At 71.7% G+C, this 20208-nt stretch carries 17 protein-coding genes; 10 read left to right on the forward strand and 7 right to left on the reverse strand.

Annotated elements, in window-relative coordinates:
- Window positions 1-42: 42 nt before the first annotated feature.
- The 3 genes from CLV71_RS31160 to CLV71_RS31170 all read left to right on the forward strand — a co-directional run bounded on the left by CLV71_RS31160 (window position 43) and on the right by CLV71_RS31170 (window position 4071).
- The gene (locus CLV71_RS31160; protein WP_133906449.1) at window positions 43-1461 is read left to right on the forward strand and encodes a KamA family radical SAM protein; all 1419 of its coding nucleotides are present in this window, start codon (window positions 43-45) and stop codon (window positions 1459-1461) included.
- Between the two features lie 97 nt (window positions 1462-1558).
- Window positions 1559-2941, forward strand: coding sequence for a S28 family serine protease (locus CLV71_RS31165; RefSeq protein ID WP_133906450.1), 1383 nt, complete (start codon window positions 1559-1561; stop codon window positions 2939-2941).
- Window positions 2942-3018: 77 nt separating this feature from the next.
- On the forward strand, window positions 3019-4071 hold the full coding sequence (locus CLV71_RS31170) for a GDSL-type esterase/lipase family protein (RefSeq protein WP_133906451.1): 1053 nt from the start codon (window positions 3019-3021) through the stop codon (window positions 4069-4071).
- Window positions 4072-4203: 132 nt separating this feature from the next.
- Here the strand turns inward: CLV71_RS31170 and CLV71_RS48765 are convergent, their stop codons facing one another.
- A complete protein-coding gene (locus CLV71_RS48765) occupies window positions 4204-6255 on the reverse strand; it encodes a hypothetical protein (protein WP_208297833.1) in 2052 nt (683 codons plus the stop codon).
- A 93-nt stretch (window positions 6256-6348) separates the two neighbouring features.
- Between CLV71_RS48765 and CLV71_RS31185 the strand changes: the two genes are divergently transcribed.
- Window positions 6349-7194 carry a phosphatidylinositol-specific phospholipase C/glycerophosphodiester phosphodiesterase family protein gene (locus tag CLV71_RS31185; protein ID WP_243866822.1) on the forward strand — a complete coding sequence of 282 codons (846 nt, stop codon included), beginning with the start codon at window positions 6349-6351 and terminating at the stop codon, window positions 7192-7194.
- A 19-nt stretch (window positions 7195-7213) separates the two neighbouring features.
- On the opposite strand, the gene CLV71_RS31190 is transcribed toward CLV71_RS31185, so the two are convergent.
- Entirely contained in the window at window positions 7214-7786 is a 573-nt protein-coding gene (locus CLV71_RS31190) for a CGNR zinc finger domain-containing protein (protein ID WP_243866823.1), read from the reverse strand.
- Window positions 7787-7855: 69 nt separating this feature from the next.
- Between CLV71_RS31190 and CLV71_RS31195 the strand changes: the two genes are divergently transcribed.
- Complete coding sequence (locus CLV71_RS31195) at window positions 7856-8602, forward strand: class I SAM-dependent methyltransferase (RefSeq protein WP_133906455.1); 747 nt, start codon at window positions 7856-7858, stop codon at window positions 8600-8602.
- On the opposite strand, the gene CLV71_RS31200 is transcribed toward CLV71_RS31195, so the two are convergent.
- Together CLV71_RS31200 and CLV71_RS31205 are read right to left on the reverse strand one after the other, a co-directional pair.
- Window positions 8599-9057 (reverse strand): Lrp/AsnC family transcriptional regulator, encoded by a 459-nt coding sequence (locus CLV71_RS31200; protein WP_133906456.1) that lies wholly within the window; start codon window positions 9055-9057, stop codon window positions 8599-8601. The two genes, CLV71_RS31195 and CLV71_RS31200, sit on opposite strands and share 4 nt — an antisense overlap.
- Complete coding sequence (locus CLV71_RS31205) at window positions 9054-10187, reverse strand: M24 family metallopeptidase (RefSeq protein ID WP_133906457.1); 1134 nt, start codon at window positions 10185-10187, stop codon at window positions 9054-9056. The genes CLV71_RS31200 and CLV71_RS31205 overlap by 4 nt, the downstream gene beginning before the upstream one ends.
- Before the next feature lie 142 nt (window positions 10188-10329).
- On the opposite strand from CLV71_RS31205, the gene CLV71_RS31210 reads away from it, so the two are divergent.
- A complete protein-coding gene (locus CLV71_RS31210) occupies window positions 10330-11301 on the forward strand; it encodes an ATP-binding cassette domain-containing protein (RefSeq protein WP_133906458.1) in 972 nt (323 codons plus the stop codon).
- A 133-nt stretch (window positions 11302-11434) separates the two neighbouring features.
- Entirely contained in the window at window positions 11435-12226 is a 792-nt protein-coding gene (locus CLV71_RS31215) for an ABC transporter permease (RefSeq protein WP_133906459.1), read from the forward strand.
- Window positions 12227-12281: 55 nt separating this feature from the next.
- Here CLV71_RS31215 and CLV71_RS31220 read toward each other — a convergent pair whose 3' ends face one another.
- Window positions 12282-15494 carry an ATP-binding protein gene (locus CLV71_RS31220; RefSeq protein ID WP_133906460.1) on the reverse strand — a complete coding sequence of 1071 codons (3213 nt, stop codon included), beginning with the start codon at window positions 15492-15494 and terminating at the stop codon, window positions 12282-12284.
- Between the two features lie 45 nt (window positions 15495-15539).
- Here CLV71_RS31220 and CLV71_RS31225 point away from each other — a divergent pair, with 45 nt between their 5' ends.
- Window positions 15540-16466: a 5'-3' exonuclease gene (locus CLV71_RS31225; protein WP_133906461.1), complete on the forward strand. Its 927-nt coding sequence runs from the start codon at window positions 15540-15542 to the stop codon at window positions 16464-16466.
- Window positions 16467-16722: 256 nt separating this feature from the next.
- On the opposite strand, the gene CLV71_RS31230 is transcribed toward CLV71_RS31225, so the two are convergent.
- Window positions 16723-17364, reverse strand: coding sequence for a TetR/AcrR family transcriptional regulator (locus CLV71_RS31230; RefSeq protein WP_133906462.1), 642 nt, complete (start codon window positions 17362-17364; stop codon window positions 16723-16725).
- A gap of 52 nt (window positions 17365-17416) precedes the next feature.
- On the opposite strand from CLV71_RS31230, the gene CLV71_RS31235 reads away from it, so the two are divergent.
- Together CLV71_RS31235 and CLV71_RS31240 are read left to right on the forward strand one after the other, a co-directional pair.
- Window positions 17417-18355, forward strand: coding sequence for a beta-ketoacyl-ACP synthase III (locus CLV71_RS31235; protein ID WP_133906463.1), 939 nt, complete (start codon window positions 17417-17419; stop codon window positions 18353-18355).
- A complete protein-coding gene (locus CLV71_RS31240) occupies window positions 18346-18942 on the forward strand; it encodes a lysophospholipid acyltransferase family protein (RefSeq protein ID WP_243866824.1) in 597 nt (198 codons plus the stop codon). Before CLV71_RS31235 ends, CLV71_RS31240 begins: the two co-directional genes overlap by 10 nt.
- Here CLV71_RS31240 and CLV71_RS31245 read toward each other — a convergent pair.
- The gene (locus CLV71_RS31245; RefSeq protein ID WP_166664323.1) at window positions 18939-20168 is read right to left on the reverse strand and encodes a GNAT family N-acetyltransferase; all 1230 of its coding nucleotides are present in this window, start codon (window positions 20166-20168) and stop codon (window positions 18939-18941) included. The genes CLV71_RS31240 and CLV71_RS31245 overlap by 4 nt on opposite strands.
- Window positions 20169-20208 lie beyond the last annotated feature (40 nt).

A 20208-nucleotide genomic window follows, 5' to 3' on the forward strand; every position in this document is an offset into this window, starting at 1 on the left:
TGGCAGCATATCTTTAGGTCAACTCGGCGACCAGGAGGACGTATGACGGCGTTGCACGATGGGATTGCGGCCGACACGTCGATCTCGGACGCGGTGGACAACTACGCGAGGCAACCGTACGAGTACGTCAGGCGAGAACTGGTGGAGCCGGACTGGCGCCGGTTCCCCGGCTGGCGTGAGGTGACGGACGCGCAGTGGCGGGACGCGCAGTGGCAGCGGGTGCACTGCGTCAAGAACGTCAAGCAGCTGCGCGCGGTGATGGGCGACCGGCTCGCCGAGACGTTCTACGAGGACCTCGTCGCCGACCAGGAGCGGCTGGCGACGATGTCGATGCTGCTGCCGCCGCAGATGCTCAACACGATGGCGCCCGACGTCACGGACAGTGACCTCACGAAGGCGTTCCTGTCCGACCCGGTCCGCCGCTACATGATGCCGGTGGCGAGCGACCGCGACCCGCTGTGGCCGAACCACCCGCACTCGTCGCGGGACTCGCTGCACGAGGCGGAGATGTGGGTCGTCGAGGGGCTGACCCACCGCTACCCCACGAAGGTCCTCGCGGAGCTGCTGTCCACGTGCCCGCAGTACTGCGGCCACTGCACGCGGATGGACCTGGTCGGCAACTCGACGCCGTCGGTCGACAAGCACAAGCTGTCGCTGAAGCCGGTCGACCGCCAGGACCAGATGATCGACTACCTCAAGCGGACGCCCGGCGTGCGGGACGTGGTGGTCTCCGGCGGTGACGTCGCGAACGTGCCGTGGCCCCAGCTCGAGTCGTTCCTGATGCGCCTGCTGGACATCGAGACCGTGCGTGACATCCGGCTCGCGACCAAGGCGCTCGCGGGCCTGCCGCAGCACTGGCTGCAGCCGAAGGTCGTCGAGGGCATGGAGCGGGTCGCCCGCACCGCGCACCGACGCGGGGTCAACCTGGCGATACACACGCACGTGAACCACGCGCAGTCGGTGACGCCGCTGGTGGCGGAGGCCGCGCGGACGGCGCTCGACGTCGGCGTGCGGGACGTGCGCAACCAGGGCGTGCTGATGCGGGGTGTGAACGCGACGCCGGACGACCTGCTCGACCTGTGCTTCGCGCTGCAGGGCGAGGCGAACATCCTGCCGTACTACTTCTACATGTGCGACATGATCCCGAACGCCGAGCACTGGCGGGTCGCCGTGTGGGAGGCGCAGCAGCTACAGCACGCGATCATGGGTTACCTGCCCGGCTACGCGACACCACGCATCATCTGCGACGTGCCCTACGTCGGGAAGCGCTGGGTCCACCAGGTGACGGAGTACGACCGCGACCGCGGCATCTCCTACTGGACGAAGAACTACCGGACCGGCATCGAACGACGCGACAACGACGCACTGACCAGGCAGTATCCCTACTACGACCCGATCGCGACGCTGCCGGAGGCCGGCAGGCGCTGGTGGCGGGACCACTCGGCCGACGAGGAGGCGTGAGCGTGGGGCACAGACTCGGCTGATCGGCGGCTGGTGCTCGGCCGGTTACTCAGCGAGAATCCGGCCTGGTTGACCCTGCGACCGGGAGTTCTCGTACATGCGCATCGGGAGAAGCACGCTGGTGGCCACCATCGCCACCACAGTCCTCAGTCTCGTCCCCTCGGCTCCGGCGCAGGCCGCGCCCGTCGACATCGCGGACCAGCTCGCCGCGATCCCGGGCATGACGGTGGTGTCAGAGCAACCGGCGCCCGGGGCGGGGTTCCGGTTCTTCTTCCTCACCTACCGCCAGCCCGCCGACCACACGAACCCCCGAGGTGGGACGTTCGAGCAGCGGCTGCAGCTGCTGCACCGCGACGTGAACAGGCCGATGATCCTGCACACGACCGGCTACGACATGCCGGAGTTCGCCTTCCGCAGCGAGCCGACCCAGCTCGTCGACGGGAACCAGATCTCGGTGGAGGAGCGGTTCTTCACGCCGTCGCGGCCCAACCCGGCGAACTGGAAGAAGCTCGACATCTGGCAGGCGGCGACCGACCACCACCGGATCACCGAGGCCCTCAAGACCATCTACACCAGGAAGTGGATCGCGACCGGCGCCAGCAAGGGCGGCATGACCTCGGTCTACCACCGCCGTTTCTACCCGCGTGACCTCGACGGCGTGGTCGCGTACGTGGCACCCAACGACGTGGACAACGCCGACGACCACGCGTACGACGACTTCTTCGACTCCGTCGGCAGCACCCCCGCGTGCCAGGACTCGCTGGAGGCCATCCAACGCGAGGCGCTGACGCGGCGCACGGACATGGTGAACCGCCTGCAGGCTCAGGCAGACGCCAACGGCTGGACCTTCGACCAGGTCTTCGGGACCGCGGACAAGGCGTTCGAGATGTCCGTGCTCGACCTCGCGTGGACGTTCTGGCAGTACTCGCTGGAGTCCGACTGCGGCCAGGTGCCGTCGGTGACCGCGTCGAGCGACGAGATCTACACCTTCTTCGACAGCGTCATCGGGATGGGCTTCTACGCCGACCAGGGGATCCTGTCGTACGCGCCGTACTTCTACCAGGCGGCGACCCAGCTCGGCTGGCCGCAGCCGAAGTTCCGGGAGCTGAAGGACCTGCTCCACTACCCGAACCTCTACGTCGCGAACTCGAGCCTCCCGGTCGAGCTGCGGTCGAAGTTCGACGAGTGGCCGATCTCCGACGTGGACAACTGGGTCCGCACGAGCGCCAGCCAGATGCTGTTCGTCTACGGCTCGAACGACCCGTGGGGCGCGGAACCGTTCCACCCCAGCAACAAGGACTCCTACACCTACACCGCACCTGGCTGGAACCACGGCTCGAACATCGCGCGTCTGAACCCCGCCGACGCGGCGGCCGCCAGGGCGACGGTCCAGCGCTGGGCAGGCGTGCCCGCGACGGCGCCCTCGCCGAGGTCCGCGCTCGACTCCCGCAACCCGGACCTGGAGCGCCGCCCGATCTAGTGCGAACGCCCGTGGTGCCGCCCGACGTGATCGACCTCGGGCGGGACCACGGAGCGCGTTCCCTAGAATCATCCCCGATGCGACCGTCGGGATGGCTTGTCCTCTTCCTCGTTCTTGTGGTGGCCACCCTCGGGTTGGGCGGTGACCACGTGTTTCCCGCGCCGAAACCCCTGCCCGGCCCGCCGGAGGACGCGCCGCGCGTCATCGTGGGCATGGGCGACAGCACGATGTCCGGCGAGGGCGCCGGCGACTACGAGCGTGGCACCGACGGCGAGAAGGGCGACTGGTGCCACCGCTCCCCCAACGCCTCGATCAACCAGGTACGGCTGCCGGACGTCACGCGGGCCTACAACCTCGCCTGCTCCGGCGCGCCCTCCGCACAGGTCGGGCTCGGGAAGGTCAAGCAGTACACGGAGAAGTCGCAGTCAGAGCAGCTGGCGCGGATCGCGACCCGCAACCGGGTCGTGGCCATCGCGGTCGCGTCGGGGGCGAACGACGACCCGGCGTTCTCCCACGTGCTGAACTCGTGCGTGCAGGCGTGGGTCGGCAAGGAACGGCCGTGCAGCGCCACGATCGGCCCGCAGTGGGAGCGGCGGATCGACAGGATGATCCCGAAGCTGACGAAGGCGTTGCGGGACATCCAGACGGTGATGAGGAACGCCGGCTACCAACGCGGGGACTACCAGCTGGTCGTCCAGTCCTACGCCGCGCCGGTCGGCCCGGACGTGGCGCGGGACCTGCAGGACCTGTCGGGGTGCCCGCTGCTGTCGACCGACCTGAGGTGGGTCGAGAAGGACGCGGTGCCGGTGCTCACCGCCGGGGTGCGGACCGCGGCGGCCAGGGCGGGTGTCCGCTTCCTGGACCTGTCCCGGGCGGGGGTCGGGCGCGAGGCGTGCTCGTCGGAGCGCGATCCGGACCGGGAGTGGTTCCGCCGCCTAGCGGTGCAGTGGACCGACCTCCAGCACGACGATCGTGCGACACACGCGCTGCAGGAGTCGTTCCACCCGAATGCCGCCGGGCACAAGGAGTTCGGCGAGTGCCTCACCGAGTTCCTCGCGACGACCGACCGCGCAGGCGCGTGTCTGCCCGCCAAGGACGGCAACCTGCACGCGGCCGCGAGCCCGGACTAGGTGACAGCGCAGACCATCCAGCGGGCGCGGCCTTCGAGGTGCCCCAACCGAGTTGGCCCGCGAACGCGCGGACGTCGGTGCGGACGTCGACCATGCACGGCGGCGGGGTCTCCGCGCGGCGGACCAGTCCGATCACGCCCGGCGGTCGGTCAGTCGGTCGACCGCGAGCCATGCCTCGGCGGTGGTGGGGTGGTCGTGGCCGAGCACTCGTTCGGTGTTCTGGGCCAGCTGTCCGGCCAGCTCAAGTGCGTCGTCCACGCGGTTGTCGGCGTCGAGCGCCCTGAGGTAGGTCAGTTGTATCTCGAAGGTGGCGACGTGGTCGGGGCCGTTGAGCAGCAGTGCGTTCTCGACAGCGACCTCGAGCACCGCCGCGGCACCGCGCGCCTCGCCCGCCGACAGCAGTGAGCCGCCGAGGTTCCACTGGGCGTCCACGTACAGGCCCGGCGCCACGGTCGTGTTGTCCGCGTCGTCGAGCAAGGCCTGGTACAGCCCCGCCGCCTCTTCCGGGCCCTCGACCTCGCGTACCCAGACGGCCTCCTCGAACCGCGCCTGGAACGTGATGCCGTGTCCGGCGCCGAGGTGCCGGGTCGCGTCCGCCATCACCGCCCTCGACTCGCGGAGAGCCTCCTCAGGGTCGGACGTGTTGCGAGCCATGATCAACCTGGCCTGCAAGGTGTCCACCGCGGTGGCGCCGTACAGCTCGATGCACTCGGCCACCAGCTCCCTGGCCATGGCGAAGGCGCGTTCCGGCTCACCGCGCCCGCCGAAGACCTGTCCCGTCAGCCAGATCCGCATATGGCCGATCCGCAGCCGCTGCTCGTCGGTGATCGCGTCGCCCGCCGCCGCCACGAGCGCGCCGAGCAGCTCGACCGCCTCCTCGTCGAAACCGACGGAGCCCAGTTCCTCCGCGAGTTGTGCGGCGACCATGAAGTCCTCGTGTGCCAACGCTTTCGCGTACCCGGCGCGCAGGAAGTCGTGCTTGCCGACGAACGCGGCCTCCGCGGCGACCTCCAGCAGTTCCACCGGTGAGGCGAACTCGACGATCGCGGTCCATACCGCGTCGGGGATGGGGTCGGTGCGGTCCAGGAGGTAGTCGAAGGCCAGGTAGCCGTCCGGTACGGGCTCCAGGAGGCTGCTCGTCGCGTGGAGTGGCTCGGTGGCCCACGCCAACGCCGCCTCCCACGGTTCCGGGCGGACGCCCGGCCGCAGGTACGACTCGTGGAGGGTGCGCAGGACCTCGAGCGGGACCGGGCGGTGGCACCCGGCACGCCGGAGGTCGATCGCGGCAGTGACCAGCGCGGCGCCTCGCGCGCGGGTGTCCAGGGCATCCCGCAGCTCCCTGGCCAGCTCCGGCCCGGCCGCCAGCTGTTCGGCGATGCCGTGGCGCTCGGCCGCGACGACGGCGCGCGCGATGCGGGGGTCGCCGTTGTCTGCCGCAGCCGACAGCTCCCGCTCGGTCCACATGCGGTCCAGGTGGATTTCCGTGGTCACGACGTCGAGCAGTTCCCTGCCCGCGCGGGCGAGGCGTCTGTCGAGGTGGTTGCGGGCGGCGTCGTTGCGATGGCTCAGCCGTTCGCGTTCGTGCGTGCGCATCGTCGCCAGCACGAGCGTGTTGGGCATGTCGGTCCGCGTCAGACCGCCGACGCCGAGGTAGCGGTCCAGGTCGTCGAGCCACAACACGCTGGGGCGGTTCACCTTCGCGGCGCCGAGGGCGGCGCGCAGTGTATCCGGGCCGTCCGGGGCGACACAGACGTGGCGCGGGAGGCACAGCCTCATGGCCTCGTAGGCGAGACGGGTCTTGCCAGCCGTCGAGTCGCCGACGACCAGCACGAAGCCGCCCCTGCCCAGTGCGGCGACGAACTCCGGCAGGAGGTCACGCGGGACGAACGGGGGAACCTGGTCGCCTTCCAGCGCCGCGGCGCGGTGTACACCGAGGCGCAACGGGTCGGTGAGCCGGTCGACACGCGTGATCAGCAGACCGGGGGCCGGTCGGCTGGCACTCAGCTGCGTGCGGCCCCGGTCGGCGAGCACACCGACGACCGCGAGCCCGACCGCGATCGCGACGGCGGCGGTCGTACCGGTGTAGAGCCGGGCCACTGCCGACAGGACCGCGGCGGCCGCGGCCGCGGCCGTCAGCACCCACCAGCCGCGCAGCCGGGACCACCACCGGCGCAGGAACCGCATCGGACAATGCTATGGCGACGCTCATCGGTGGTTCATCCCCGGTTCGCCCCCGTGGCCTAGCGTGACGACTCCCTGCTACCACGGAGGTTGCCAGTGCGGCGTTCCCTGCTGCTGCTCACCGTTGTCCTCGGGCTCGTCGGCGGTGCCCTGCCCGCCGGGGCCACGACGCACGAGCGGGTCCGACCACTCGCGCAAGCCCACGCGCACAACGACTACGACCATCCCCGCCCCCTGTTCGACGCGCTCGACCAGGGTTTCACCAGCGTCGAGGCCGACATCTACCTCGTTGGCACCGAACTGCTCGTCGCGCACGACCCGGAGGACCTCGACCCGGCCCGCACGCTGTCCACGCTGTACCTGGATCCCCTGCGGGACAGGGTGGTCCGCAACCACGGCGCGGTCTACCTCGGCCACCGGGACTTCCAGCTGCTGATCGACATCAAGACCGAGGGCGAGTCCACCTACGCCGCACTCGACACGCTGCTGCGAGCCCCGAGGTACGCGTTCCTGTGGACCGCCTTCCGGCACGGGCGGGTTCGGCACGGGGCCGTCACCGCCGTGGTCTCCGGCAACCGGCCGAGGGCCACGATGGAGGCCCAGCCGACACGGGTCGCGTTCTACGACGGGCGCATCGCCAACCCGACCGACCTGGGTCCCGGCTCGGACGCGCGGCTCACGCCACTGGTCTCCGACAACTGGACGACCCTGTTCACCTGGCGCGGCGTCGGCGCCATGCCCGCAGCCGAGCGGGCGAGGCTGCGAGCCATCGTCCGGACCGCACACCGGGCCGGGCAGCGGGTTCGCTTCTGGGAGACCCCGGACGCGTCGGGTGCTGCGCGTGACGCGGTTTGGCGCGAACTGGTCGCCGCCCACGTCGACCACCTCAATACGGACGACCTGGCCGGGCTCGCCGAGTTCCTGCGTCAGTCCGTGAGGTAGCGGTCGACGCCTTCCGCGCTCACGGGGCTGCCCTGCGGGCGCGGAAGGCCGCCGCCTTGACCCGGTTCTGGCAGGCCGTCGAGCAGAAGCGGCGGGTGCCGTTGCGGGAGAGGTCGATGTAGACGCGGTCGCACGCGGGTGCGTTGCACAGGCCCAGCCGTTCGACGGCCGCGTTGCCGAGCACCACCGCGAGCCCGGTCGCCATCGAGGCGGCCCAGCTGATCGCCCACGCGGCGTCCGCGCTGTGGAAGTGCAGGTGCCACGGCTCCCCGCCGTGCCGGGACAGGGTCGGGACGGCGTTCGACTCCCGCATGATCCGGTTCAGCTCGGTGCACGCCGTATCCAGGTCACCCGTATCGACGAGCTCGACCACGTGACGCAGGCGGGCCGCCCACTCGGCCAGCTCGGCCGCCTGTGCCTGTGTCGGCACGTCGGACGGCCGGAACTCGGGCACGGCCTGGCGCACGGCCGCGAGCAGCGCGTCCCCGGTCGGCGCCGCGAACGGGCGACCGTGCCGCTCGCCGGGCGTCACCTCGTTGAGCAGGGCGACGGCCCACTCGACCACACCGCTCGTGTGACTGTCGAAGTCCACTTGACCAGTTACTCCCTTCTCCACTAGCGTCACTGCCATAGAGCCTAACGCCAGTTACGGAGGACCGACATGCAGGTGGAGACCGCGACCAGGTGGCTCGAGCGGTGGGACGCGCAGCAGGAACGGTACGTGCCTGACCGGGAGGAGCGGTTCCGTGTGGTGATCGACGTGGTCCGGGAGGTCGCGGGCACGGGCCCGGCGAGCGTGGTCGACCTGGGCTGCGGGCCCGGCTCGCTGTCGCGGCGACTCGCCGACGCGCTGCCCGGGGTACGGGTCGTCGGTGTCGACGCCGACCCGCTGCTGCTCGGCCTCGGCCGGGCGGACATGAACCCGAGGGTGCGGCTCGTCGAGGCGGATCTCGCCAACCCGGGCTGGCCGGACGCGACCGGCCTGCCCGGCCCCTGGGACGCGGCCGTGTCCAGCACCGCGCTGCACTGGCTGGCGCCCGCGGATCTCGGTCAGCTGTACCGGATCCTCGCGGAGAACCTGCGGCCCGGCGGCGTGTTCGTCAACGCCGACCACATGGGCCTCGGGCATCCCCGGCTCGACGCGCTCGCCGACGCGGTCCGCGAGGCCCGCACGCGCAGGGTCGGCACCGACGCCAACGAGGAGTGGAGCTCCTGGTGGCAGGCGCTGCGGGAGGACGACGACCTCGCGCCGCTGCTCGACGAGCGCTCCGGCGCCGCCATCGCGCACAGCGGCGAGAACGGCCTGACCGTGTGGCAGCACGCCGACCTGCTCCGCGAGGCCGGGTTCGCCGAGGCGGGACCGGTGTGGCAGTTCGGCGACGATCACGTGCTGGTCGCCGTTCGCTAGATGGCGGGGATGCGGCCCTCGTACGGGGTCGACAGCACCACCGTGGTCCGGGTGGACACCTTCGCGGCCTCGCGGATCTGCCGCAGGAGGTCCTCCAGTCCCGCCGGGGAGGTCACCCGGACCAGCAGGATGTAGGACTCGTCGCCCGCCACCGAGTAGCACGCCTCGATCTCGCGGATGTGCTCGAGCCGGTGCGGGTAGTCGTCGGGCGACGCGGGGTCGATCGGCGTCAGCGAGATGAACGCGGTCAGCGGCAGGCCGATCACCTCGGCGTTGAGCTGCGCGTGGTACCCGCGGATCACGCCCCGCTGTTCGAGGCGGCGCACCCGCTGGTGCACGGCCGAGACCGACAGCCCGACCCGTTCGGCCAGGTCCGTGAAGCTGCACCGGCCGTCCGCGGCCAGCTCGCGCGCGATCGCCTGGTCGATCGGCTCCAGCTCCGAGACCGCGCTCATGCCGGCAGCGACACGAGGTCGTGCGGCCGGGTGTTCAGCGGCTCGACGCCGCTCTCGGTGACCACCACGATGTCCTCGATCCGCGCGCCCCACCGGCCCGGCTGGTAGATGCCCGGCTCGACCGAGAAGGCCATCCCCGGCTCGAGCGGCATGTCGTTGCCGCCCACGATGTAGGGGTGCTCGTGCACGTCGAGGCCGATGCCGTGGCCGGTGCGGTGGATGAAGTACTCGCCGAACCCGGCGTCGGCGATCACCTGGCGGGCGGCGGCGTCGACGTCCTGGGCCGCGACACCGGGCCGCACCGCGTCGACGGCGGCCTGCTGCGCGGCCTGCAGGACCGCGTACGTTGCCAGTACGTCCGTATCGCGTGGCTCACCCATGACGTAGGTGCGGGTGCTGTCCGAGCAGTACCCCTCCTCGACCGGGCCGCCGATGTCGATCACCACCACGTCGCCGGCCTCGACCACCCGGTCGGACAGGCTGTGGTGCGGGCTCGCGCCGTTCGGGCCGGACGCCACGATCACGAACTCCGCGACCGTGTGGCCCTCCTCGACGATCGCGGCGGCGATGTCCGCGCCGACCGCCGCCTCGGTACGACCGACTCGTAAGAACTCGACCATCCGCGCGTGCACCCGGTCGATCGCCGCCCCCGCCCTGCGCAGCGCGTCGACCTCGCCGGCGTCCTTGCGCATCCGCAGCTCACGCACGATCGGCCCGGCGAGCACCTGCTCGGCGTTCGGGAGCGCGACACGGAGCCCCAGGACGTGCAGGGCGACCATCATGTCGCCGACCGCCACCCGGCCCGCGCCCGCCACCAGTGACGCGACCAGCGCGTACGGGTCCTCGCCGTCCACCCACGTCGCAATCCCGACCCCGAGCTCACCGGTCGGCACCGCGTCGTAACCGGGGGCCTCCAGCTTCGGCACGACCAGCGTCGGGGTCCCGGCGGCAGGCACGACCAGGCAGGTGAGCCGCTCGAACGAGCCGCCGTCGGCGCCGAGCAGGTACCGGACGTCCGAGCCGGGTGCCATGAGCAGCGCGTCCACCCCGGCCTTCTCGGCCGCGGCGCTCGCCCGGTCCAGGCGCTGCGAGAGGGCAGCGGGGTTGATCGCGGAGACGGTCGTCGACATGGCGGAAAGCCTAGTCCCCGGCCGGTGGAACCGGCGTCAGCGCCGTGTCAGGCCGAGTCAGCGGGATCTCAGTGCCCTGTCAGCGGCCCGGCGCATCGTCTCCTCGACACGAAGTCCTGATCCTTTTCGAGGGGATACCACCATGAACAACGCGGTGCTGGCCGAGGGACTGGCCAAGCGCTTCGGCGAGACGATGGCGCTCGACGGCGTCGACCTCGCGGCACGCGCGGGCAGCGTCCTCGGTCTGCTCGGGCCCAACGGCGCGGGCAAGACGACCGCCGTCCGCATCCTCGCCACCCTGTTGGAGCCGGACGCGGGACACGCGGAGGTCTGCGGCTACGACGTGGTCCGCGACGCACACCAGGTCCGCCAGCTCGTCGGGCTCACCGGTCAGTACGCGTCGGTCGACGAGATGCTGACCGGAGCGGAGAACCTGCTGCTCATCGGCAGGCTGCTCGGCCGGTCGCGCGCCGAGGCCAAGAAGAAGGCCCGCACGCTGCTGGACCGGTTCGAGCTGTCCGACGCCGCGAACCGGGCCGCCAAGACCTACTCCGGCGGCATGCGCAGGCGCCTCGACCTGGCGGCGAGCCTGGTCGGCGACCCACGTGTGCTCTTCCTCGACGAGCCGACGACCGGGCTGGACCCGCGCAGCAGGCTCGAGCTGTGGCAGATCGTGCGTGAGCTGGTCGCCGACGGCGTGACCGTGCTGCTCACCACGCAGTACCTCGACGAGGCCGACCAGCTGGCGAACGAGATCGCGGTCGTCGACCACGGCCGCGTCATCGCCACCGGCACGCCTGCACAGCTCAAGGCCCGCACCGGCGCGCAGCCACTCGTGGTGCGCCCGGCCGACCCGACCGACCTGCCGGTCGTCGTCTCGATCGTGCACGACCTGACCGGCAACGCGCCGCAGGTCGACGGCACCACCGTCACGGCCTCGGTCACGGACGCGGGCCTGCTGCCCGCCGTGGTCCGGCGCCTCGACGACGCCGACGTGACCGTCGCGGAGCTGGCGCTGCGGGACGCGAGCCTCGACGAGGTGTTCCTCAGCCTCACCGGCCACCGTCCCGAGGCAGAACCCAGTACATCCGACCTGGAAAGGACGTCGGCATGACGAGACCAGACCGGGCGCTCCCCGACCGCACCTCGGGGGAACGTGCCGCACACCAGCCACAACTACGTGACCGGGCGGAAACCGTTCGTCGCTCACGTAACCAACACATCGAATCTCGGGGAGGCGGACCGGCATGACCGCCGCTGTTCTCGCGCCGCGGGTACGGCCCGTGGAGGGTCTGCGCCAGAGCGTGTCGCTGTCGTGGCGCACCCTCGTGCAGATCAAGCACAACCCCATGGAGCTGATCGACTTCAGCCTCCAGCCGATCATGTTCCTGCTGCTGTTCACCTACGTGTTCGGTGGCGCGGTCGCCGGTTCGCCCGGCGAGTACCTGACCTTCGCCCTGCCGGGGCTCATCGTGCAGAACGCGTTGTTCGGCACGCTCAACACCGGCGTCGGCCTGTGCAACGACCTGACGAAGGGCGTGTTCGACCGGCTGCGGGCGCTGCCGATCGCCAGGTGGGCGCCGCTCACCGGCCGGATCGTGGCGGACGTCGTGAAGCAGGCGTGGGCCATGGCGCTGCTGCTCGGCCTCGGCGCGATCATGGGCTTCCGGGTCGGCACGAGCGTGGCGGGCCTGCTCGGCGCGTTCGGTGTGCTGCTGGGCGTCGTGCTGGCGTTCTCGTGGATCTCGGTCCTGGTCGGCGTGCTGGTGAAGGAACCGGAACGGGTGATGGTGTTCGGGTTCGCCGTGATGTTCCCGCTCACGTTCGTGAGCAACGTGTTCGTGCCGACCGACACCATGCCCGGCTGGCTGCAGGCCTGGGTGAACGTCAACCCGGTGACGATCGTGGCGGACGCGATCCGAGGGCTGCTGGTCAGCGGCCCGGTCGGATCCCCGGTGACGGGTTCACTGCTCTGGGCGCTCGGCATCCTGGTGGTCTTCGGCCCGCTCTCGGTGCGTGCGTTCCGCAGGCGCGCCTGACACCCGACCGCACTGAAGGACGCCTTCGTAACGCTGGGCGTAAGGAAGGCGTCCTTCAGTGCGCTGGGCGTCGCGTCGGGGTGAGGATCTCGTCGGTGAGTGCGCGGAGGGTGTCGACCGTGGTGGTCATGCCCTTCGCGTACGCCTCCGCGTAGGCCTGCTCCCCCAACTCGTCCCTCGCCGTCGCCGACACCCTGGCGTAGTCGAGGATCGACGTGTCCTTCGCGCCCCGGATGCCCTCGCTCGCGCCGAGCAGTGCGGCGGCGGCCGAGGGCGCACCCTTGTGCAGCGCCAGGTCCGCGACCCCGACCAGCACGAGCGCGATCACCGGCGCGTCCTTGCTGTCGACGGCCAGCGTCAGTGCCTCGCTGTGCCGGGCCGCGGCCTCGGGCAGGTCGCCGGTCGCGGCGGCCAGGTAGCCCCGCGACCCCTCGATCATCGCGCAGAACTGCGGCGCCACCGTCTCGTTGCGGGTGCGGAACACCGTCCACGCCAGCTCGGAGGAGGTCGAGAGCTGGCGCGCGGCCTCCGCGTAGTCGCCGGCGAGCCGCGCGGAGTCGCCCCGCGCGTGTGCGACGGCGGCGAAGCTCTCGACCATGCCGCTGCGCTCGGCGACACGTTGTGCCTCGTCGAGTGCGGCCTCGGCCTCGTCGTGCCTGCCGAGGCGGGCGTGCAGGTCGGCGATCCGCAGCCGGTAACGGACGAGGTCCTCGTTCGTGACGAGCTCGGCGAACAGCGCGGCCGCCTCCTCGTAGTGCCGCAGCGCCGTCTCGTAGTCGCCGCGCCACGCCAGCACGTCCGCGAGAGAGCACAGCACGAACGACATGCCCCAGCGCTCGCCGGTCTCGCGGAACGCGTCCAACGAGATCCGGAAGTCCTCCTCGGCCTCCTCGAGGAAGATCCCCGCGTTGAGCGAGGCGTGTGCCCGCATCACCCGTGCCGCCCCGAGCACCCACTTGTCCTCGTCGTCGAACAGGACGTCCTCCAGGTACAGGCGGAAGCCCTCGGTCGGTCGCCCGTAGATGTGGAGCACCTCGGCCAGCGCCACGACCAACCGCAGTATCGGGTGGTCGCGCGTCCCTTCCGACCTGATGATGCCGATGGCCTCGTTGAACCACGAGATCGCCCACCGCTGGTCGAGGTTGCCGTCGATGGCGAGCATCGCGGCCAGCGCGAGTGACAGCGCGCGGTCCGCGGGCGGCACCTCCCCCGGCATGTCGACGACCTCGGCGGCGAGGTGCGCGCCTTCGATCTTGTGCCCGTGCAGCCACCAGTACCAGCCGACGTTGGCAACCAGACGGGCCGCGACGACGGCGTCGCCCGACGCGATGGCCGCGCGGACCGCGGCGTGCAGGTTGTCGTGGTCCGCCCCCAGCGTGGCGAGCCATTCCAGCTGCTCGGCGCGGCGCAGGTGCGGCTCGGCGGTGGCGGCGAGGCGGTTGAACCAGTCGACGAACGCGTCCCGCACGCGCTCGGACTCCCCCGCCTCCTCGAGCCGTTCCCTGCTGTAGGCCTTGATCGTCTCCAGGAGCCGGTAGCGGTCGCCGACGAGCAGTACGAGTGACTTGTCGACGAGCGCGGTGAGCAGGTCGAGCACCCGGTCCTCCGCCAGGTCCGTGCCGGCGCACACCTGCTCGACGGCCTCCACCGTGGCGCCGCCGTAGAAGACCGACAGCCTCCGCAGCAGCGTCCGCTCGTCGTCGTCCAGCAGGTCCCAGCTCCAGTCGACGACCGCGCGCAGCGTCTGGTGCCTCGGCAGCGCCATGCGGCTGCCGCCGGTGAGCAGCCGGAACCGGTCGTCGAGCCGGGTGGCGATCTGGTCGAGCGACATGGTGCGCAGGCGCGCGGCGGCCAGCTCGATGGCGAGCGGCATGCCGTCGAGCGCCCGGCAGACGTGCACCACCGAGTGCGCGGTGGTCTCGTCGACGGTGAAGCCGGGCCGCACGGCACGTGCCCGGTCGGCCAGGAGCCGGACGGACGAGAAGGTCAGCGCGGTGGCGGGATCGGCGTCGACGGGCGGCAGGGCCAGTGGGGCGACCGGCCAGAGCGTCTCCCCGGTGATGCCGAGCGGCTCGCGGGTGGTGGTGAGGATCCGCAGGCGGGGGCAGTCGCCGAGGAGCCGGTCGGCGAGCTCGGCCGCCGCCGCGACGAGATGTTCGCAGTTGTCGAGGACGAGCAGCAGGGCGCGATGCGCGAGCCCGCTGACGAGGCGGTCGACGGGTGCCTCCACGACCGGCTCCCCCATGCCGCGGGTGCCGCCCGCGATGATCTGGGCACGCATGCCGAGTGCGCCGAGCACCGCCTGCGGGAGGTCGGCGCCGTCGCCGACCGGGGCCAGCTCGACGAACCACACGCCGTCCGGCTGGCGGTCGACCAGCGTCCTGCCGACCTCGGTGGCGAGACGGGTCTTGCCGGAGCCGCCGGGGCCGGTGAGGCTGACCAGCCGCGCCTCGCCGACCAGGGCGGTCACGCTCGCGAGGTCCTCGTCGCGGCCGACGAAGCTGTTGAGCCCGCTGCGCAGGTTGGTCCGGCTGCGCCGCGGTGTCGTCCCGGTGTCCCCGCGCAGCAGCTCGACGTGCAGCGCGGCCAGCTCGTCCGACGGGTCGGCCCCCAGCCCGTCGGCCAGGGACTCCTTGAGCCGGGCGTAGACGGCGAGCGCGTCGGCGGTGCGGCCGGCGCCTGCGAGCGCACGCATGAGCAGGCCCGCGAACCGCTCACGCAGCGGGTGCTCGGCGACGAGCGACTCCAGCTCGGGGACGAGGTCGGCGCTGCCGGCCAGCTCGGCCTCGATCCGGTCGCCGGTGGCCGCGAGCCGCAGCTCGGTCAGCCGCGCCACGGGTGCCTGGGCGAACGCGGCGGTCGCGGCGTCGGCGAGTGCCGGCCCGCGCCAGAGCGCCAGCGCCTCGCGCAGGGTCGCGCTGGTGGCGGCCGGGTCGGTGGCGAGCGTGGCCCTCCCCCGCGCGGCGAGCCGCTCGAACCGGTGCGCGTCGACGTCGTCGGGGGCGAGCACCAGCCGGTAGCCGGTTGGCCGCGACTCGACGGTGAGCCCGGTGCGGCGCAGCCGGGAGACGAGGGCCTGGAGTGCGTTGGCGGCTTCGGCGGGCGGCTCGTCGCCCCAGACGCCGTCGACGAGCGTGCTGGTGGTGACCACGCGGCCGGGCTCGAGGGCGAGCAGGATCAGGAGTGAGCGAAGCCGGGCGCCGGTGATCTCGACCGGCGACCCGTCGTCGGCCCTGATCGACAGGGGCCCGAGCATCGCGACACGCACCCTGCTGATTCTGCCCCCTGGCGTTCGCATGGCAGGCTGACCCACGTGAGTCTTGTGCTGCTGGATTCGGCGAGTCTGTACTTCCGGTCCTACTACGCGCTACCCGATTCGCTGACCGCGCCGGACGGCACGGTGGTGAACGCGGTGCGCGGGTTCGCCGACACGATCGCGCGGATCCTGACCGACCGTCCCACGACCCGCCTGGTGGCGTGCATGGACGCGGACTGGCGTCCGGCGTTCCGGGTCGAGGCGCTGCCGACGTACAAGGCGCACCGGGTCGCGGATCCGGTCAACAACGTCGAGGAGGTGCCGGACACGCTGACGCCCCAGGTCCCGATCATCCTGGAGGTGCTCGACGCGTTCGGCTTCGCGGTGGCGCACGCCGACGGCTACGAGGCCGACGACGTGATCGGCACGCTGGCCCACCGCGAGACGGTCGACCCGGTGGAGGTCGTGACGGGCGACCGCGACCTGTTCCAGTGCGTCCGGGTCGAGCCGACGCCCGCGACGGTGGTGTACGTGGGCCGCGGCTGGGCGAAGGCGGAGGTGCTCGGGCCCCGGGAGCTGGCGGAGCGCTACGGGCTGCCGGAGGTGAACGCGGGCCAGGCCTACGTGGACATGGCGCTGCTGCGTGGCGACCCGTCGGACGGGCTGCCGGGTGTCGCGGGCATCGGTGAGAAGACGGCGGCGAAGCTGATCACGAAGTACGGCTCACTGGAGGGCCTGCTCGAGGCGGCGGTGGCCGACCCGAGTGACGTGCCGCTGCGGGTCCGCTCGGCGCTGTCGGACGCGGCGGAGTACGTGGCGGCCGCGCCGCTGGTGGTTCGGGTGGCGCTGGACGCGGACGTGGTGCAGGACCGGGACGACGTGGTGCCTGCCAAGCCGCGTGACCTGGACCGGGTGCGGGAGCTGCAGGAGAAGTGGGACCTGGGTGCGCCTATCGACCGACTGCTGGCGGCGCTGCCGGGCTGACGCCTGCGAAGCGGGAGAGGTCGGGGCCGTCGCTGTCCGGCCCGCATCCCGCGACCAGGGCGAGCACTACGACGAGGACGGCGGCGGGAAGACGAGGCACGGGGTCACGCTACCGGTTTGGCCTCCGGCCCCCGGTTCCACGCTACCAAGGGGCACCGACAGAACCGGTTTGTCGAGGCCTCCCAGGAGGTCGGCGGGTGGGCTCCGGGCTCGGTGTCCGGCTCCTCCGCGACCCGCGGCCTCGGGTCGGTGGGGGTCAGGCGGCCCGCACCGTCAGCAGCAGGGTCAGCGCCGCTATCGGGTGGCCCACCAGGCGGGTCAGGGCCTTTCGTGCCTTCGCCGGTGCGGTGGTGTCCCGGTGGAGCTGCAACGCGTTGTTCAGGGACAGGATCACGCCTTCTATCTCGAAGACCAGTTGGTCCGCGTCCGTCTCCTCCGGAAGGTCCTTCGCCGCCGTCGCGGTGCGGATCTGGCGGTAGAGGTCGCGGTTCCACACCGACGCGAGGCCCGCGATCGTGTTGCGGACGCGGCCCGGGCGGTCGTCGAACTCCGCCGCCGCCGCGGTGAAGAAGCAGCCGCCGGGGAGGACCCTGCGTTCCAGACAGGACACCCACGCGGCGAGCATCGCCCTCAGTCTCGGCAGGCCGGGGGCCGCACGTTCGGCAGGGTGGGCGACCTCGCGGGCGAAGATCTCCGCCGCCCTGTCGATCGTGGCCAGCTGCAGGTCCTCCTTGGAACCGAAGTGTCCCAGTACACCTGACTTGCTCATGCCGAGATCGGTGGCCAGGCGGCCGATCGTCAGACCCTCGAGACCCTCCATCGACGCCAGGCGCACGGCTTTGGCCAGGATGTCCGACCTGGTCTGGCGGGCCTCGGTGGCGGAGCGTCGCGGACTCACGGACGACAGTGTAGCATTTGGCGACCGAACGTTCGGACGCTAAAGGAGTGCGATGAGCGGATCGCGCATCACCTCGACGGGCCACTACCAGCCGGAGCACGTGCTCACCAACGACGACCTGGCCGGGATGGTCGACACCAGTGACGACTGGATCCGGCGGCGCACCGGGATCGCCACCAGACGGATCGCACGCGACGAGTCGGTCACCGACCTCGCGACCGCCGCCGCGGGCAAGGCCCTCGCCACCGCCGGGCTCGACCCGGCCGACATCGGGCTCGTGCAGGTCGCCACCTGTACGGCCATCGACCGCTGTCCGAGCATCGCCGCGCAGGTCGCCGGGCGGCTGGGCATCCCGGGGGCGGCCGCGTTCGACGTCAACAACGGGTGCGCGGGCTTCACCACGGCACTCGCGACCGCCGACCACGCTCTCCGCGCGGGTGCCGCGCGGCACGCACTCGTCGTCGGGGCCGAGAAGATGAGCGACGTCACCGACTGGACCGACCGGTCGACGTGCGTCCTGCTCGGCGACGGGGCCGGTGCGGCGGTGCTGTCGGCGGCCGAGGCGCCACACGTCGGGCCCGTCGTCTGGGGCTCGGACCCGACGCTGGGCAACGCGGTGCGCATCCTCGACGACTGGCACCCGACCTTCGCGCAGGACGGGCAGACCGTTTTCCGTTGGGCCACAACGACTCTGGTGCCGATCGCGCGGCAGGCGTGCGAGCGCGCCGGCATCCGGCCACAGGACCTCGGCGCGATCGTCACGCACCAGGCGAACCTGCGGATCATCGAGGCGGTCGTCCGGCAGCTCGACGTGCCGGACGTGCTCGTCGCGCAGGACGTCGTCGAGTCGGGGAACACCTCGGCCGCGTCGATCCCCATCGCGCTCGCGAAGCTGGTCGCCCGCGGCGAGGTCACCCCGGGCGCCTCCGTGCTGCTGCTCGGGTTCGGCGGTGGTCTCTCCTGGGCCGGGCAGGTCGTCACGTGTCCCTGATCCGCACCGAGGGCAGGCATCACGTGCCGCCGCACGGGCCGGTGATCCTTGCCAGCAACCATCTCTCGTTCATCGACAGCGTCGTGCTGCGGCTCGCCGCGCCGCGCCGCGTCGCGTTCCTGGCCAAGGCCGAGTACTTCGCGGGCCGCGGGCTGCGTGGCAGGCTCGTCCGCTGGTTCTTCACGGCCGTCGGTTCGGTGCCGGTCGAGCGTGGCCAGCACCGGGCCTCGACGGCGGCGCTCACGACCGCACTGACGGTCCTGGACGGCGGCAACGTGTTCGGCATCTACCCCGAGGGCACCCGCTCGCTGGACGGACGCCTCTACCGGGGACGCACCGGCGTCGCGTGGCTCGCGCTGACCTCCGGCGCGCCGGTCGTCCCCGTCGCGCTGGAGGGCACCGACCGCCTGCAACCCGTCGGCAAGCGGATTCCCCGCCCCCACCGCGTCACCGTCCGGTTCGGACCGCCGCTGCGGTTCACCGGCGACGCCGCGTCGGCCCGCACCCGCAGGGTCGTGACGAACGAGGTGATGTGCTCGATCGCCGAGCTGTCCGGACAGGAGCGGGCCGACCGATTCGCCGCCTAGAACATCGTGCCGTTCCACGCCGGCCGGTCGACCGCGAAGAGCCGGTCGACGGCCGGCAGCGCGGCCGGGTCGGCGACCGAGACCTGGCCGATGCCCGCGAGCGTGCCGGCCCGGTACGTGCCGAAGTACAGCATCGCCAGCACCGACGCGGTGACCGTCAACGCGGGCGCGTCGGTGGTCCGCTCGGTCCCGTGTGGTCCCACCCGGTAGCGACCGGAGTTGTCCGGCAGCAACGAGTCGACGACCTCGATCACGACGGGCTCGCCCGTGCCGTAGGTGCGGGCGGCGAGCGCGGCGGGCACGTCGACCATCCGCAGCCACAGCTCCTCGTCGCGCTCGCTGCGGACCGCGAAGGAGTCGACGAGCATCTCCTCGATCGGGTCGTCGGTCGGCCGCAGGTAGGCGACGACGTCGTCGATCAGGTCGACGCCGATCAGGAACCGCCACAGGTCGTTGGCCGCGCCCTGGTCGGCGGCCTGGAAGTCGAGGACGCGCAGGTTGGGTTGCCCGCGCGGGTCGTCGTCGGACTCGTCGCCGACGACCTGGTAGGTGACCCAGCCGTCGACGGCGCCTTCCGCGCCGTAGTGGGCCGCGACCCGTGTGAACTCGTCGTGCAGGCGACGCCGGTAGACGAACGCCCACCACTCCGACGGCCTGGCCATGGCGCCGACCCGTGACTGCAGCGACGGGTAGGCCGCCTCCAGGGTCGACACGATCTCGTCCTGGTCCAGCAGGCGCACGACGCCGGAGACGGGGACCTCCGGCCGCAGCACCGCTCGCGGCGACCGGACCGTCACGGTGCGGCTGAGCATCGTGAGGCCGTAACCGAACCGGCTGTAGATCCCGGGTTCCGAGGCGTGCAGCACCGCGAGCACGTCACCGCGCGCGGCGCAGTCCTCGAGCTGTGCCCGCATCATGCCCGTGAGCGCACCGCGCCGCCGGTAGTCCGACCGGACGCCGACGTAGGTGACTCCGGCCGCGGTCAGCGTTGCCCCGCCGGGCACCGTCAGGGCCGACGGGAACGACATGGCGGTACCGACCTGGCGGTCCCCGTCGAACGCACCGAACGTGCGGTCGGCACGGTAGCCGTCCTTCAGTATCGCCCATGACTCGTCGGAGGCCGGCTTGATGTGCAGCGCGGCACGGAAGATGTCGTTCGCACCGCGGAGCCCGTCTTCGGCGACGGCGTGGAACGTGAGCCCGGTGGGCAGCAGTGTCTGAGTCACGGCCCAGATGATGCCTGGTCAGCGCGCCGCAATCGAGTGA

It is taken from the genome of Actinophytocola oryzae, assembly GCF_004364325.1.
In the GTDB taxonomy this organism is placed as follows: domain Bacteria; phylum Actinomycetota; class Actinomycetes; order Mycobacteriales; family Pseudonocardiaceae; genus Actinophytocola; species Actinophytocola oryzae.